The sequence below is a fragment of the Mesorhizobium sp. WSM4898 genome (assembly GCF_029625845.1).
Taxonomy (GTDB): Bacteria; Pseudomonadota; Alphaproteobacteria; order Rhizobiales; family Rhizobiaceae; genus Mesorhizobium.
In genome coordinates, this window is sequence record NZ_JARTVQ010000006.1 from 109740 (window position 1) to 124510 (window position 14771).

General features: G+C 63.9%; 13 protein-coding genes. 8 read left to right on the plus strand and 5 right to left on the minus strand.

Annotation, left to right across the window (positions count from 1 at the left end; translation table 11 throughout):
* Positions 1–122: 122 nt before the first annotated feature.
* Positions 123–1694 (plus strand): iron ABC transporter permease, encoded by a 1572-nt coding sequence (locus P9228_RS23485; protein WP_278055928.1) that lies wholly within the window; start codon positions 123–125, stop codon positions 1692–1694.
* On the plus strand, positions 1691–2773 hold the full coding sequence (locus P9228_RS23490; protein ID WP_278055929.1) for an ABC transporter ATP-binding protein: 1083 nt from the start codon (positions 1691–1693) through the stop codon (positions 2771–2773). Before P9228_RS23485 ends, P9228_RS23490 begins: the two co-directional genes overlap by 4 nt.
* A 7-nt stretch (positions 2774–2780) precedes the next feature.
* Here P9228_RS23490 and P9228_RS23495 read toward each other — a convergent pair whose 3' ends face one another.
* The 4 genes from P9228_RS23495 to ugpB all read right to left on the minus strand — a co-directional run bounded on the left by P9228_RS23495 (position 2781) and on the right by ugpB (position 6991).
* The gene (locus P9228_RS23495; RefSeq protein ID WP_278055930.1) at positions 2781–3863 is read right to left on the minus strand and encodes a sn-glycerol-3-phosphate import ATP-binding protein UgpC; all 1083 of its coding nucleotides are present in this window, start codon (positions 3861–3863) and stop codon (positions 2781–2783) included.
* A gap of 6 nt (positions 3864–3869) precedes the next feature.
* Positions 3870–4718, minus strand: coding sequence for a sn-glycerol-3-phosphate ABC transporter permease UgpE (gene ugpE, locus P9228_RS23500; protein ID WP_278055931.1), 849 nt, complete (start codon positions 4716–4718; stop codon positions 3870–3872).
* Positions 4719–4726: 8 nt separating this feature from the next.
* A complete protein-coding gene (gene ugpA / locus P9228_RS23505) occupies positions 4727–5611 on the minus strand; it encodes a sn-glycerol-3-phosphate ABC transporter permease UgpA (protein ID WP_278056005.1) in 885 nt (294 codons plus the stop codon).
* Between the two features lie 69 nt (positions 5612–5680).
* Positions 5681–6991, minus strand: a complete 1311-nt coding sequence (ugpB, locus tag P9228_RS23510; RefSeq protein ID WP_066990210.1) for a sn-glycerol-3-phosphate ABC transporter substrate-binding protein UgpB — start codon at positions 6989–6991, stop codon at positions 5681–5683.
* Positions 6992–7318: 327 nt separating this feature from the next.
* Here ugpB and P9228_RS23515 point away from each other — a divergent pair, with 327 nt between their 5' ends.
* Positions 7319–9745: an EAL domain-containing protein gene (locus P9228_RS23515; RefSeq protein ID WP_278055932.1), complete on the plus strand. Its 2427-nt coding sequence runs from the start codon at positions 7319–7321 to the stop codon at positions 9743–9745.
* On the opposite strand, the gene P9228_RS23520 is transcribed toward P9228_RS23515, so the two are convergent.
* A complete protein-coding gene (locus tag P9228_RS23520; protein ID WP_278055933.1) occupies positions 9737–10426 on the minus strand; it encodes a TlpA disulfide reductase family protein in 690 nt (229 codons plus the stop codon). The two genes, P9228_RS23515 and P9228_RS23520, sit on opposite strands and share 9 nt — an antisense overlap.
* A gap of 36 nt (positions 10427–10462) precedes the next feature.
* Between P9228_RS23520 and argH the strand changes: the two genes are divergently transcribed.
* The 5 genes from argH to P9228_RS23545 all read left to right on the plus strand — a co-directional run bounded on the left by argH (position 10463) and on the right by P9228_RS23545 (position 14735).
* A complete protein-coding gene (argH, locus tag P9228_RS23525) occupies positions 10463–11863 on the plus strand; it encodes an argininosuccinate lyase (RefSeq protein WP_127240085.1) in 1401 nt (466 codons plus the stop codon).
* A gap of 11 nt (positions 11864–11874) precedes the next feature.
* Positions 11875–12138, plus strand: coding sequence for a hypothetical protein (locus tag P9228_RS23530; RefSeq protein WP_127240086.1), 264 nt, complete (start codon positions 11875–11877; stop codon positions 12136–12138).
* A 93-nt stretch (positions 12139–12231) separates the two neighbouring features.
* Positions 12232–12438: a lipoprotein gene (locus P9228_RS23535; protein WP_066990222.1), complete on the plus strand. Its 207-nt coding sequence runs from the start codon at positions 12232–12234 to the stop codon at positions 12436–12438.
* A 52-nt stretch (positions 12439–12490) separates the two neighbouring features.
* Positions 12491–13759, plus strand: a complete 1269-nt coding sequence (lysA, locus tag P9228_RS23540; protein WP_095823973.1) for a diaminopimelate decarboxylase — start codon at positions 12491–12493, stop codon at positions 13757–13759.
* A gap of 34 nt (positions 13760–13793) precedes the next feature.
* Complete coding sequence (locus P9228_RS23545; RefSeq protein WP_278055935.1) at positions 13794–14735, plus strand: threonine/serine dehydratase; 942 nt, start codon at positions 13794–13796, stop codon at positions 14733–14735.
* Positions 14736–14771: the final 36 nt, after the last annotated feature.

The window sequence follows — 14771 nt, forward strand, 5'->3', positions numbered from 1 at the left end:
CCGGAATTCGCTTTCCGCGGGAGCGCTTTTGTTTTGGAGATGGCCTCGTCGATGACGATCATCTGCGTTTCCGACCGCGTTCGCGGTTCATCAGATCGTCTCCAGGCGGTGCATTCCGGCTGATGTCCGCGATCGACCTCACGCATTCGGGGCCGCCGGCTGCCGCAAGGCAGAGCCGGCGGTCCACGTCGTGGATTACGCTTGCGGCCGCCATCGTCTCGCTGATCGCTCTCCTGCCGCTTGCCTTCATTGTCTGGGTGGGCATCCAGACGGGATGGGACACGGTGGTGGCGCTGATCTTTCGGCCTCGCGTCGGCGCGCTCCTGGTCAACACCATCCTGCTTGTCGTCCTGGCCGTCCCGATCGCCATCGCGCTGTCGGTGGCGCTTGCCTGGCTGACCGAGCGCAGCGACCTTCCCGGCAACCGTTGGTGGTCGTGGCTGTCGGTGGCGCCCTTGGCAATTCCCGCCTTCGTCCACAGTTACGCCTGGATCAGCCTGATCCCCGGCCTGCACGGGCTCTGGGCCGGCGTGCTCGTCTCGGTCATCGCCTATTTCCCGTTTCTCTATCTGCCGATCGCAGCGGCGCTGCGCCGGCTTGACCCGGCGCTGGAAGATGCCGCCGCAGCGCTGGGCCTCGGACCCTGGCGCGTCTTCGCGCGTGTCGTGCTGCCGCAGTTGAGGCTGGCCATCTGTGGCGGTTCGCTGCTGGTTGGCCTGCACCTGCTTGCCGAATACGGGCTTTATGTCTTCATCCGCTTCGATACCTTCACCACCGCGATCGTCGACCAGTTCCAGTCGACCTTCAACGGCGCGGCGGCGAACATGCTCGCCGCCGTGCTGGTCGCCTGCTGCTTCGTGCTGCTTGGCGTGGAGGTGATCGTGCGTGGTGAGGAGCGTTATGCCCGCGTCGGCTCCGGGGCGGCGCGCCAGCAGCAGCGTGTCGCCCTCGGCCGCGCCACGCTGCCTTGCTTCCTGCTGCCCGCCAGCACTGCGCTGCTCACGCTCGGCGTGCCCTTTGTGACCGTCGGCCGCTGGCTGCTTGCCGGTGGCGCCGACGTCTGGCGTTGGGACGAGATCAGCCTGGCGCTCGGCCAGACGCTGGTCCTCGCCGTCGCCGGCGCGCTGCTTGCCACGGTCGCCGCGATGCCCATGGCCTGGATCTCGATCCGTGCGCCCGGCCGCTTGCAGCGCCTGCTCGAGAGCTGCAACTACATCGTCGGCTCGCTGCCGGGTGTGGTCGTCGCGCTGGCGCTGGTGACCATCACCGTACGCGTCGCCTTGCCGCTCTATCAGACGCTCTTCACCATCCTTTTCGGCTATGCGCTGATGTTCCTGCCGCGCGCGCTGGTCAGCCTGCGCGCCTCGATCGCCCAGGCGCCGGTGGAACTCGAACGCGCGGCTTCGAGCCTCGGCCGCCCGCCGCTCAGGGCGCTATGGTCGACCACGATCCGGCTGTCGGCGCCGGGCGCGGCGGCCGGGATGGCGATGGTGGCACTCGGCATCACCAATGAATTGACCGCCACGCAGATGCTGGCGCCGAACGGCACCCGCACCCTTGCGATGGCGTTCTGGTCCTACAGCGGCGAGATCGACTACGCCTCGGCCGCCCCTTACGCCTTGATCATGGTGGCGATGTCGCTCCCCATGACCTGGGTGCTCTACATCCAGTCAAAGCGGATGGCCGGCCGATGAGCTTCCTCGAGCTCCGCAACGTAGCAAAACATTATGGCCCGGTGGCAGCACTTGCCGGCGTCGACCTCACCGTCGAAAGCGGCAGCCGCACCGCGATCGTCGGACCCTCCGGCTGCGGCAAGACCACTTTGCTGAGGCTGATCGCCGGCTTCGAGGCGCCAGACCGCGGCCGCATCGCGCTCGACGGCAAGCTGCTCGCCAATGGCGGGGCGGCGGTGCCGGCGCATCGCCGCGGCATCGGCGTGGTGGCGCAGGACGGCGCCCTCTTCCCGCATCTCACCATCGCCGACAATATCGGCTTCGGCATGCCCCGAAGCGCCGGGAAGCGCGCCGAGCACATTGTCGAGCTCGCCTATATCGTCGGGCTTGACAAGGCGATCCTGAAGCGCCGTCCGCACGAGCTTTCCGGCGGCCAGCAGCAGCGTGTCGCGCTTGCCCGTGCCATGGCGATGAAACCCCGGCTGATGCTGCTCGACGAGCCGTTCTCGGCGCTCGACACCGGCCTCCGGGCCTCGATGCGCAAGGCTGTGGCCGAGCTTCTGGAGGATGCGGGCATCACCACCATCCTGGTCACCCACGATCAGGCCGAGGCGCTGTCCTTCGCCAGCCAGGTGGCCGTCATGCGCGACGGCTTGTTCTCGCAAGTCGGCACGCCGCGCGAGCTCTACTTCCAGCCCAGGGACAGGATGGTTGCCGAGTTCCTCGGCGACGCCATCATCGTGCCGGCCAAGATCGCCGACGGCTTTGCCATATCGCCGCTCGGCCGCATCGCGGTCGACATCACCGAGCGGCGCGACGTCGCCCGTATCATGCTCAGGCCCGAGCAGGTGGTGCTTAAACGAACCTCCCGCGAAGGCATGTCGGGGACGCCGGACATGCTGTTCGGCGAGGTGACGGACTCCGAATTCGCCGGCTCGGTCTGCACCATCGCCGTGCGGCTGCTCAATAGCCCGGATCCGCCGGATGCGGCCGCGATCGGCAACACACCGCTCGTCCTGCGCAAGACCGGCATGGACGTGCCGGAGGTCGGCGAGATCGTGCGCCTCACGGTGACCGGCAAGGCGCATGTGTTTGCCTGAAGCTGAGTCAAGAGGAGGGGCTTACGCTGCCGAGGCGCCTGCCGCCCCGATCGAACCAGTGCAACTTCTCGGCTGTGGCGGTGATGCGCAACTTGTCGCCGGGCTTTGCCGCCGTGCGGCCGCCGACCCGTACCACGATATTATTGCCGGCAGCCGAGCAGTGCAGGAAGGTTTCCGCGCCGACCGGCTCCACGGCCTCGACCGTTGCGGGCAGCATCAGCGCCCCGGATCGGTCCTCGGCATCGGCGACGAGTTCGGCGTCCTCGGGCCTGAAGCCTAGCATTGCCGCCTGCCCGCCGGGCGGGGCAAGAACAAGCAACTTTCCTTCCAGCTCAGTTGCAGAACTTTCTGTGCTCAGTGAGAGCAGGTTCATCGGCGGCGCGCCAATGAAGGACGCGACGAATGTCGAGGCCGGCTTCTCGTAAATGTCGAGAGGAGCGCCGATCTGCTCGACCAGCCCCGCATTCATGACGACAAGCATGTCGGCTAGCGTCATCGCCTCGAGCTGGTCGTGGGTGACATAGACCGAAGTGACGCCGAGCCTGCGCTGCAGGCTCTTGATCTCGACCCGCATCTGGCCGCGCAGCTTGGCGTCGAGGTTGGAGAGCGGTTCGTCGAACAGGAAGACTTTCGGATTGCGCACGATCGCCCGGCCCATGGCGACGCGCTGTCGCTGGCCGCCGGAAAGCTCGCGAGGGCGCCGGTCGAGCAGTCCCGACAATTCCAGCACCTTGGCAGTTGAACGCACTCTGCTGTCGATCTCGGCTTTCGGCGTGCCGCGATTGCGCAGGCCATAGGCCATGTTGTCGTAGACCTTCATATGCGGGTAGAGCGCGTAATTCTGGAAGACCATGGCAATGTCGCGTTCGGTCGGACCGACGGCATTGACGATCTTGCCGTCGATCGCAACCGTTCCGGACGAGATGGTCTCGAGTCCGGCGATCATCCTGAGCAACGTCGATTTGCCGCAGCCGGAGGGACCGACCAGCACGCAAAGCTGCTTGTCCGGAATGGCGATGGAAACGCCTTTCACGGCCTCGACGCCGCCGGCATAGAGCTTCCTCACATCATTGAGATCAACCGTCGCCATCGCCCCTCACTTCTCGGATTCGACCAGGCCGCGCACGAACCAGCGCTGCATCAGCACCACGACAAGGATCGGCGGCACGATGGCCAGCATCGCGGTGACCATCACAAGGTGCCACTGGGTATCGGCATCGGCGAAGGAAACCATCTTTTTCAGCGCAATGACGATGGTGTTCATGTCGTTGCTGTTGGTGACCAGCAGCGGCCACAGATATTGCGTCCAGCCATGGATGAAGAGGATGACGAACAGCGCCGCGATGTTGGTGCGCGACAGCGGCAGGAGGATATCGAAGAAGAAGCGCCACGGCCCGGCGCCATCGACGCGCGCCGCCTCGACGAGCTCGCCCGGGATGGTCATGAAGAACTGTCTGAACAATAGCGTGGCCGTGGCCGAGGCGATCAGCGGAATGATCAGACCGGCATAGGTGTCGATCATGCCGAGATCGACCATCACCTTGTAGGTTGGCAGGATGCGGACCTCGACGGGCAGCATCAGAGTGATGAAGATCAGCCAGAAGAAGGTCATGCGCAGCGGGAAACGAAAGAACACGATGGCATAGGCCGACAGGATCGAGATGAAGATCTTCCCCACCGCGACGCCGAGCGCCATGACCGTCGTGTTGAGAAGCAGCCTGCCGACGCTGACGCCGCCGATGCGCCCGACACCGCCGAACAGGGCCTCGCTGTAATTGTTCCAGAGCTGGTCACCGGGCAGCAGCGGCAGGGGCGGCTTGAGGATCGTCTGCAGCGTCTGTGTCGAGGCCACGAATGTGTAGTAGATGGGAAATGCAACGATCAAAATGCCGAGAATGAGAGCGGCATGGGCGATCAGGACACGCAACGGGGACTGGCCGATCATCGCTTGCCTCAGCCGTAGTGGACCTTGCGTTCCACATAGCGGAACTGGATGGCGGTGAGCGCGATGACGATGACCATCAGGATCACCGACTGCGCCGCCGAGTCGCCGAGGATCAGGTTGACGAAGCCGTCATTGTAGACCTTGTAGACCAACGTCTCGGTGGTCTTGCCCGGTCCGCCGCCGGTGACGGCATGGACGATGCCGAACGTGTCGAACAGGGCATAGACGGTGTTGACGACCAGCAGGAAGAAGGTCGTCGGCGCGAGCAGCGGGAAGATGATGGTCCAGAAACGCTTGGTCTCGCGAGCGCCGTCGATCGCCGCCGCCTCGATCAGCGTCTTCGGCACCGCCTGCAGCCCGGCGACGAAGAACAGGAAATTGTAGCTGATCTGCTTCCATGCTGCGGCGGAAACCAAAAGGATCATGGCGTGACTGCCGTTGAGCAACGGGTCCCAGGCTATGCCGAGACTTCTCAGCACGTAGGATAGCGAGCCGATCGAAGGGTTGAACAGGAACAGCCACAACATGCCGGCGATCGCCGGCGCCACCGCATAGGGCCAGATCATCAGCGTGCGGTAGAGCGCTTTCCCGCGCACCACTTTTTCCGCCATTACGGCAAGCAGCAACGCCGCGGCCATGGCCACGATTGCGGTGGCAAGCGAAAATACCACCGTTACCTTGATCGAGTTGAGATAGGCCGGGTCGGCAAGCACTTTGCGGAAATTGGCAAACCAGACGAACTTGCTCTTCAGCCCGAATGGATCCTGCCTGAGCATGGACTGGTAGAGCGCCTGCCCGGCCGGCCAGTAGAAGAAAACCAGTGTTATGGCGAGTTGCGGCGCCACAAGCAGGTAAGGCAGAACTTTGTGGGGGAAAACGACGCGCGGGGTCAGCTTGGTTTCCTCGTCAAGCAAGGATCGCCCGCGCCGATCCGCGCGGGCGACGTTTCATCTCGGCCAGGTCTAGTTGCCCAACGCGTCCTTGATCGCCGCGTTGCCGCGCGAGACGGCATTGTCGAGCGCCTGCTGGGCCGTTTCCTGGCCGGCCAGCATCTTCTCGAACTCCTCGTTCTGGATATCGCGCACCTGCGGCAGGTTGGGCAGGCGCACACCCTTCGAATTTTCGGTCGGCGCCTTGCCGGTCATCTGCAGGATCGGTGTCTCGCGGCCCGGGTTCTTGTCGTAGAAGCCGGACTTCTTGGTCGCCTCATAGGCTGCCAGCGTCACCGGCAAGTAGCCCGACTTCTGGTGCAGATATTCCTGCACCTCGGTCTTGGAGAGATAGGCGAAGAAGGCCGCGACGCCCTTGTACTCCGCATCGGATTTGCCGCTGAAAACCCAGAGGCTTGCGCCGCCGGGGGTCGTGTTCTGCGGCGCACCCTTGGCATCGCTGTCATACGGCAGTTGGCCGATGCCGTAGTTCATACCCGACTTGACGATATCGCCGAGCCCGCCCGACGACTCGGTAAAGATGCCGCATTCTCCGGCGAGGAAGATCTGCTTGGCTTCGGAGGTTCGCCCGCCATATTTGAAAGTGCCATCCTTGGCGAGGTCAGCCAGCGCCTGAAAGTGGTTGACGAAAATCGGCGCATTGATCTTGAGCTCGACGTCGCCGCCGGCCAGTCCGTTCTGCTGGGTCGCCCAGGAAACATTATTCCAGGCGGCAAAATTTTCCAGATGGATCCAGGTCAGCCAGGTCGAGGTGTAGCCGCAAGGGGCCGCGCCGCTCGCCTTGATCTTCTTCGCCGCTTCCCAGACCTCGTTCCAGGTCTTAGGCGGGTTGTTCACGTCGAGGCCGGCCTTCTGAAAGATGTCCTTGTTGTAGTAGAGGATCGGCGAGGAGGAATTGTAAGGGAAAGACAACATGGTGCCGTCCGGCTTCGAATAGTAGCCGACAATGCCGGGCAGATACTGGCTCTTATCGAACGTCATCCCCGCGCCCGTCAAAACTTCGGCCACGGGTTTGATCGCGCTCTCGGCCGCCATCATGACGCCGGTGCCGACATCGAACACCTGGATGATGTCCGGCGCCTGGCCGGCGCGGAACGCGGCGATGCCTGCATTCAGCGTCTCGGGATAGGTGCCCTTGAAGACCGGAACGATCTGGTAGTCGCTTTGGCTGGCGTTGAAGTCCTTCGAGATCTTGTCGACGACTTCCGCATTGGCGCCCGTCATCGCATGCCACCAGCTGATCTGCGTGACAGCGAAAGCGGACGTGGTGGAAAGCAGGGTCAAGGTAGCGGCAACACCTGCCGCGAAGCCGAAGAGCTTCATGTTTTCATCTCCCGTTGTGATTGGCGAAAGGGGGGCTTCCGCAGAACCAGTATGTGTTGCGCATGACAATCGGACAACGGTTTTGTTATGCGTCGATGAACATCATCTGATCCTAAATTAACGTGCATCGGTCACGGCCGGGCAGATTGCTTGCCGGCTTAGGATTTGAGCGACTCCAACCATCGTATTGCGACAGCCGGCCCAACCTTATCCGTCCTTTACAACCTGAGGCACACGCGTCGGTTGCAGGTCCACTAATCGATTCTTCAGCCGTCGGGCCTTAAGCAATCTTAACTTGATTGATGCGGGAAGATCAGGTGGGGCCAAATGTTGACCGTCTATAATTGCATCGTGCACGAGCACGATCTGAGGTTGGTCGCACTTGCGGCGCTCATCTGCGGAATTTCCTCTTTCTCGGCGGTCAATCTTCTTCGCCATGTCGAGCAATCGACCAGTCGAAATCGCTACGCATGGCTGTTGATTGCAGCCACGGCGACCGGATTCGGTATCTGGGCGACGCATTTCGTCGCCATGATCGCCTTCACGCCGGGAATACCCAACGCCTATAACGCGGAGCTTTCCGCGCTTTCGCTGGCCGCCTCCGTAGTTCTGACAGCGGCCGGAATGTGGATCGCCACCATCCGCGGCGGCATTGATCACTATCTTGTCGGCGGCGCCGTGCTCGGCGTCGGCATCGCCGTGATGCACTATACCGGCATGGCGGCGTTCGAGGTCCAGGGCAGGATCGTCTGGAACGAGCTGCTCGTCGCTCTTTCGCTGGCGGCGGGCGTCACGCTTGCCGCGCTTTCGCTGCTCGTCGTGCTTTGCCGCCCGTCGACGCTTACGACGATCGCTGCCGCCGTCTTGCTCACACTGGCCATCTGCACACTGCATTTTATCGCCATGGCGGCGGTCTCGATCTATCCGGACTCCTCGATAGAGATCTCAAAATTCACCATCGCGCCGATGTCGCAAGCCTTTGCCGCTGCGGCGGCAAGCCTGGTCATTCTGGTGCTCTCGGCCGCGGCGCTCCGCATCGACCTGCGGTTCCGCCGGCATCAGGCGGAAGCGCAGCGCATGCACGGCCTGGCCAACGCGGCGGTCGAGGGGCTGATCGTTTGCGACGGCAGCCGCATCGTCAGCACCAACGACAGCATCGCGGCGCTGAGCGGCATCGCGCCCGGCACGCTGAACGTGATGACGCTCAGCGACCTCTTCGGCGAACGCGTTGCCTCAGCCATCGCCGGCGGCAGCGGTCAGGCGCAGGAAGCCGAGCTGCGCAGCCAGGACGGCACCCGCATTCCGGTCGAGCTGATCGCCCGCAGCATCGACTATTGCGGCAAGCCTCACGACGTCGTCGCCGTCCGCGACATGCGCGAGCGCAAGAAGGCCGAGCAGGAGATCCTTCGCCTGGCGCATTTCGATCCGCTGACCGGGCTTGCCAATCGCCGCAGCTTCACCAGCCGGCTCGAGGCCGAGATCGCCACGGCGAGCGGCAAGGACGGGCAGCTCGCGCTGATGCTTCTCGATCTCGACCGCTTCAAGGAGGTCAACGACCTCTTCGGTCATGCGGCCGGCGATGCAGTGCTGCAGAGGGTGGCGCAATGCGCTTCGGGCGTGCTCCGCCATGGGCAGATGCTCGCCCGCCTCGGCGGCGACGAATTCGCCATCATCGCGCCGAACCTTCCCGACCCGCAGGCCGCCGGCCGTATCGCCGAGGCGGTGCTTTCCAAGCTACGCCAGGAAAGCCAACTGTCGCCCGGCGGCGAGCTGGTGTCGGCAAGCATCGGCATTGCTCTTTACCCGCTGGATGCCGACGACCAGGCGGCGCTCGTCAGCCATGCCGACACTGCGCTCTACCGCGCCAAGGCCGAGGGCAAGGACACTTATCGCTATTTCGAGGCTTCGATGGGTGCCGAGACGCGCGACAGGCGCGCCATGGAGCACGATCTGCGCCAGGCGGTTGCGCGCGGCGAGTTCCGGCTGGTCTATCAGCCGCAAAAGGAGATCAGCAGCGGCAAGATGATCGGCTTCGAAGCCTTGATCCGCTGGCATCATCCGGAGCGCGGCAACATCCCGCCGTCGGTCTTCATCCCGGTCGCCGAAGACAGCGGCGCCATCGCCCAGATCGGCGAATGGGTGCTGGCGACGGCCTGCGAGGAAGCCGTGCGCTGGAAAACTCCGCTGACCATCGCCGTCAATGTCTCCGCGGTGCAACTCCACAACCCGAATTTCAGCCGCAAAGTGCACGAGATCCTGCTGCGTTCGGGACTTCCAGCCGGACGGCTGGAGCTTGAAGTGACCGAGACGGCCCTTATCAAGGATATGCCCCGGGCGCTGGCGACCCTGCGGCAGGTCAAGGCGCTTGGTATTCGCGTCGCGATGGACGATTTTGGAACCGGCTATTCATCGCTTTCCAATCTCCGCGCTTTCCCTTTCGACAAGATCAAGATCGACGGCTCCTTCATCAAGTCGGTCGACAGGAATGGTCAGGTCGCGGCCATCGTGCGCGCCGTGCTGGGGCTGGGGCGCGGCCTGGGCCTGCCTGTTCTGGCCGAAGGCGTCGAAACGCTGGACGAATTGCGCTTCCTCGATGCCGAGGACTGCGAGATCGGCCAAGGATACTATCTCGGCAGGCCAGGCCCGATCGAAACCTTCAGCGAGCTGACCGGCGTGCCGGCGGCGATGGATGCTGTCGAGGCCCGCGGCGGCCGCATCCTCATGCTCGAGCCCGCCGCCGCGCGCTCAGCTTGACGGACCGAGCGCGGCTTCCACCAGTCGCTTGGCGTCGGGACTCGACCATTCCGCCGGTCCGTTCATATGTGCGATCAGGCAGCCTTCGCCGTCGATCAGCATCGTCACCGGCAGGCCAAGCGCCAGCCCGCGCGTCTTGGCCTCGTTGAACAGGCCCATTGTCGCATCCCGGTAGTAGCCGAGCGTCTCGATGCCGATCTCCTTCAGGAACTTTTTCGGCTTGGCGTCATCGCCGGTGTCGACATTGACCGCGACGACCTCGAAGGCGTTGCCGCCCTTTTCCTTCTGCAGCGCGTCGAGCGCCGGCATTTCGGCGCGGCAGGGCGCGCACCATGTCGCCCACAGATTGAGCAGCACCGTCTTGCCGGCATGGCCGGCGATCGTCGTCGGCTTGCCGTCGGGTCCGTTGAAGGCGAGTCCCTTCAGCGATTGCGGCGGATCCGCCGGCTGCAGTGCCGCGACCTGACCGACGGCCTTTGCCGCAACCTGCTTGGCCCGTTCGGCCTTCGCCTTGCAAGCGACGTCGTCCTTGCTGCTGCCGGCGGCGGCAACCTGATCCGGCGCGTTGTTGCCAGAACCGCTCTCGCTGACATATACCGCGACCGCGCCGGCCAGCACGCCCGCTACAAGCGCGGCGAGGATGAGGCGCGGGGCCGGGAAGAATTTATTGCCGTCTGCCATTTTCTTAAAAACTGCTCCGGAGCACGGGTTATAGCGATGAGCGACAAGAAGGCCAGCAACCAGATGTGGGGCGGACGTTTTGCCTCGGGTCCGGCCGCGATCATGGAAGCGATCAACGCATCGATCGCCTTCGACCGCAAACTCTACGCGCAGGACATCCGCGGCTCGATCGCCCACAGCGAGATGTTGGCTGAAACGGGCATTATTTCGGCCGCCGATCAAGAAAAAATCGCTCACGGCCTGAACACGATCCTGAAAGAGATCGAGGCCGGGAAATTCGAATTCTCGACCAAGCTCGAAGACATCCATATGAATGTCGAGGCGCGTCTGGCCGATCTGATCGGGTCGGCTGCCGGCCGCCTGCATACCGCCCGCTCGCGCAACGATCAGGTGGCGGTCGATCTGAAACTCTGGGTCAAGGAGGAATGCCAGCGCGTCGCCCAGGCGCTGAAGGACCTCATCGGCGCCTTTCTCGAGCGCGCCGAGGAGCACGCCGCGACGGTAATGCCCGGCTTCACCCATATGCAGGCCGCGCAGCCGGTGACCTTCGGTCATCATTGCATGGCTTATGTCGAGATGTTCGGCCGCGATCTGTCACGTGTCCGCGACGCCATCGAGCGCATGGACGAAAGCCCGCTGGGCGCCGCCGCGCTGGCCGGCACGAGCTTTTCCATCGACCGCCATATGTCGGCGAAGGCGCTCGGCTTCCGCGAGCCGATGCGCAATTCGTTGGACAGCGTGTCGGACCGCGACTTCGCGCTCGAATTTCTGTCGATCGCCGCGATCTGCGGCACGCATTTGTCGCGGCTCGCCGAGGAGATCATCATCTGGTCGACGCCGCAATTCGGGTTCATCCGGCTGTCGGATTCCTTCTCCACCGGCTCCTCGATCATGCCACAGAAGAAGAACCCCGACGCCGCGGAGCTGGTACGCGGCAAGACCGGCCGCATCAACGGCCATCTGGTCGGCCTGCTGACGGTCATGAAGGGCATGCCGCTGACCTACGGCAAGGACATGCAGGAGGACAAGGAATCGGTCTTTGACGCCGCCGAGACGCTCGACCTGATGCTGGCGGCGACCACCGGCATGGTGCGCGACATGACCGTGAACACGGCCGCCATGAAGAAGGCCGCCGGCGCCGGTCACGCCACCGCCACCGACCTCGCCGACTGGCTGGTGCGCAATCTCGGCCTGCCCTTCCGCGAGGCCCATCACGTCACCGGCCGCGCCGTCGCCCTTGCCGAGGAGAAGAAGGTCGGGCTGGAAAAGCTCTCGTTGGAGGACCTGCGCTCGATCCATCCCGGCATCACCGACGACATCTTCTCGGTGCTCGCCGTGCAGAATTCGGTGAAGAGCCGCGTAAGCTTCGGCGGCACCGCTCCGTCGGAAGTGAGGAAGCAAATCCGCTACTGGAAAAAGCGCTTGGCCAAGGCGTGAAAGGCTGATTGATGCAAACTGACAAGATTTTAGAACGCTACAGCCACCAGAAATCCAACCTGAGCCTGGCTCTTCTTTCCGACGAGGACGGTGGGGATCCAACGATCCTCATACAAGGTTCAAAGCGAGCGCTGCACCTTCTCGCAGAACTTCTCCTTGCAGTCGCTGATGAGAAAGCCAACGACGGCTTCGGGATGGGACCAAGAAGCGCCGGAAGTTTCCATTTTTCCGCCACGTCCGAGTTTGGCGTTTATGTCCGTCGGCTGGACGAATAACGAATTCTTGGGGCTTGATTTTGCCGGGATGCAATGCGCCGAAAACTCGGCTAAAAGCGCGGCTGGACAAAACAGTTTCGAACGGATGGATCGATGACCCGAGGCAGGATTTTGGTGACGCTCGCGCTGCTGGCGGCGGTTGTCACCGTCACGGCCTGCGGCAGGAGAGGCGGCCTCGATACGCCTTACGAGGCTGCAGTGCAGGCGCGCAAGGATGCGGAGCGAGCCAAACAGCCGCTGCCGCCCGAGCCTGAGAAACCGGTCAAGGACAAGAAGTTCATTCTCGACCCCTTGCTCTAAAGCCGAGGAGATCATCCGATCTCATCGCGCTCCAATTTTCGGACCTCTCCCCGTGAACCATTTCGACTACCGCGACGGCGTTCTCTACGCCGAGGATGTGGCAATCCCCGATATCGCCGCCAGCGTCGGCACGCCGTTTTACTGCTATTCGACCGCGACCCTGACCAGGCATTTCCGCGTCTTCAAGGAAGCTTTTGCCGGTCTCGACGCGCTGGTCTGCTACGCCATGAAGGCGAATTCCAACCAGGCCGTGCTGAAGACCTTGGCAAGACAAGGCGCCGGCGCCGACGTGGTGTCGGAAGGTGAACTGCGGCGCGCCTTGGCCGCCGGCATCCCCGCGAGCAAGATCCTGTTTTCCGGCGTCGGCAAGACCGCGCGGGAAATGGACTTCGCTCTCAATGCCGGCATCCTCTGCTTCAACGTCGAGTCCGAACCCGAACTCGAACTGCTGTCGGCGCGCGCCACAGCGCTCGGCAAGGTGGCACCCGTCTCGCTGCGCATCAACCCGGACGTCGACGCCAGGACCCACAAGAAGATCTCCACCGGCAAGGCCGAGAACAAGTTCGGCATCCCGTGGCAGCGGGCGCGCCAGGTCTATGCCCGCGCGGCGGAGCTGCCGGGCATCAAGGTCACCGGCATCGACACCCATATCGGCAGCCAGATCACCGAGCTGCAGCCTTTCGACGACGCTTTCGCGCTGCTGGTGGAACTGGTCGGCGTGCTGCGCGCCGACGGGCATTCAATCGAGCATGTCGATCTCGGCGGCGGCCTCGGCATTCCGTACCGCGTCGACAACAGCCCGCCGCCCTTGCCCGACGCCTATGCCGAGATCGTCAGGAAGCATGTCACCCGGCTCGGCCTGAAGGTGATGTTCGAGCCTGGCCGGCTGATCGTCGGCAATGCCGGCATCCTGGTCTCGGAAGTGATCTATGTGAAGGAAGGCGACGCCAAGAACTTCCTCGTCGTCGACGCCGCCATGAACGACCTGATCCGGCCGACGCTCTACGACGCCTTCCATGATATCAAGCCGGTGGTGCAGCCGCCGGCCGCCACGCCGCGCATGACGGTCGATATCGTCGGGCCGGTCTGCGAGACAGGCGATTTCCTCGGCCTCGACCGCGACCTCCCCAGGCTGAATCCTGGCGACCTCATCGCCGTCGCCACCGCTGGAGCTTACGGCGCCGTGCAGGCCGGCACCTACAACACAAGGCTGCTGGTGCCGGAAGTGCTGGTCGACGGCGACCGTTTTCACGTCGTGCGGCCGCGCCCGACCCATGAGGAGTTGATCGGGCTGGATTCATTGCCCGAGTGGCTGAAATAGAAGCACGAGGGTCCCGCGCTCAAAGGAGCAAGCCATGCTGGAGACTGGAGCTATCACGCGCGGACGCATCGCCGCGGTGGAACCGCACATCCGCCCTTTCGTCCGCCACACGCCGGTGCTGCGCGTCGACATGGCTGACTTCGGCCGGCCGGCCTTTCCGGTCGATCTGAAGCTCGAATGTCTGCAGCATTCCGGCTCGTTTAAGGCGCGCGGCGCCTTCACCAACCTGCTCGAGCGGCAGGTGCCCGCAGCGGGTGTGGTCGCCGCCTCCGGCGGCAATCATGGCGCCGCCGTCGCCTATGCCGCCATGAAGCTCGGGCACAGGGCCACCATCTTCGTGCCCGAGGTCAGCCCGCCGGCAAAGCTCGAGCGCATCCGCGGCTACGGCGCCGAGCTGGTGGTCGGCGGTGCGCGCTATGCCGAGGCGCTGGCCGCCAGCGAGGATTTTGCCGAACGAACCGGCGCCCTGCAGATCCACGCGTTCAACCAGGAAGAGACGCTCATCGGCCAAGGCACTCTCGGGCTTGAGATCGAAGCCGATCTGCCGGAGATCGACACACTGCTTGTCGCGGTCGGCGGCGGCGGCCTGATCGGCGGCATCGCCGCCTGGTTCGCTGGCCGCATCCGCATCATCGCCATCGAGCCCGAGGGCGCGCCGACGCTTCACCGCGCCTTCGAAGCCGGCAAGCCGGTCGATGCACCGGCGGAGGGCATCGCCGCCGATTCGCTGGCGCCGAAGCGCGTCGGCGAAGTGATGTTCCCGATCGCGAAAGCTTTCGTCGAGCGCTCGATCCTGGTCAGCGACGACGACATCGTGGCGGCGCAGAAAGCGCTCTGGGACCGGGCGCGAATCATCGCCGAGCCGGGCGGAGCCGCTGCCTTTGCCGCGATGCTTTCCGGCCGCTACGTGCCGGCTCCCGGCGAGCGCGTGGCTGTCCTGGTCTGCGGATCCAACACGAATCCCGCGAATTTCTGATCGTAAAGGCGGCGAACCCGTCACAGATTTTGGAAC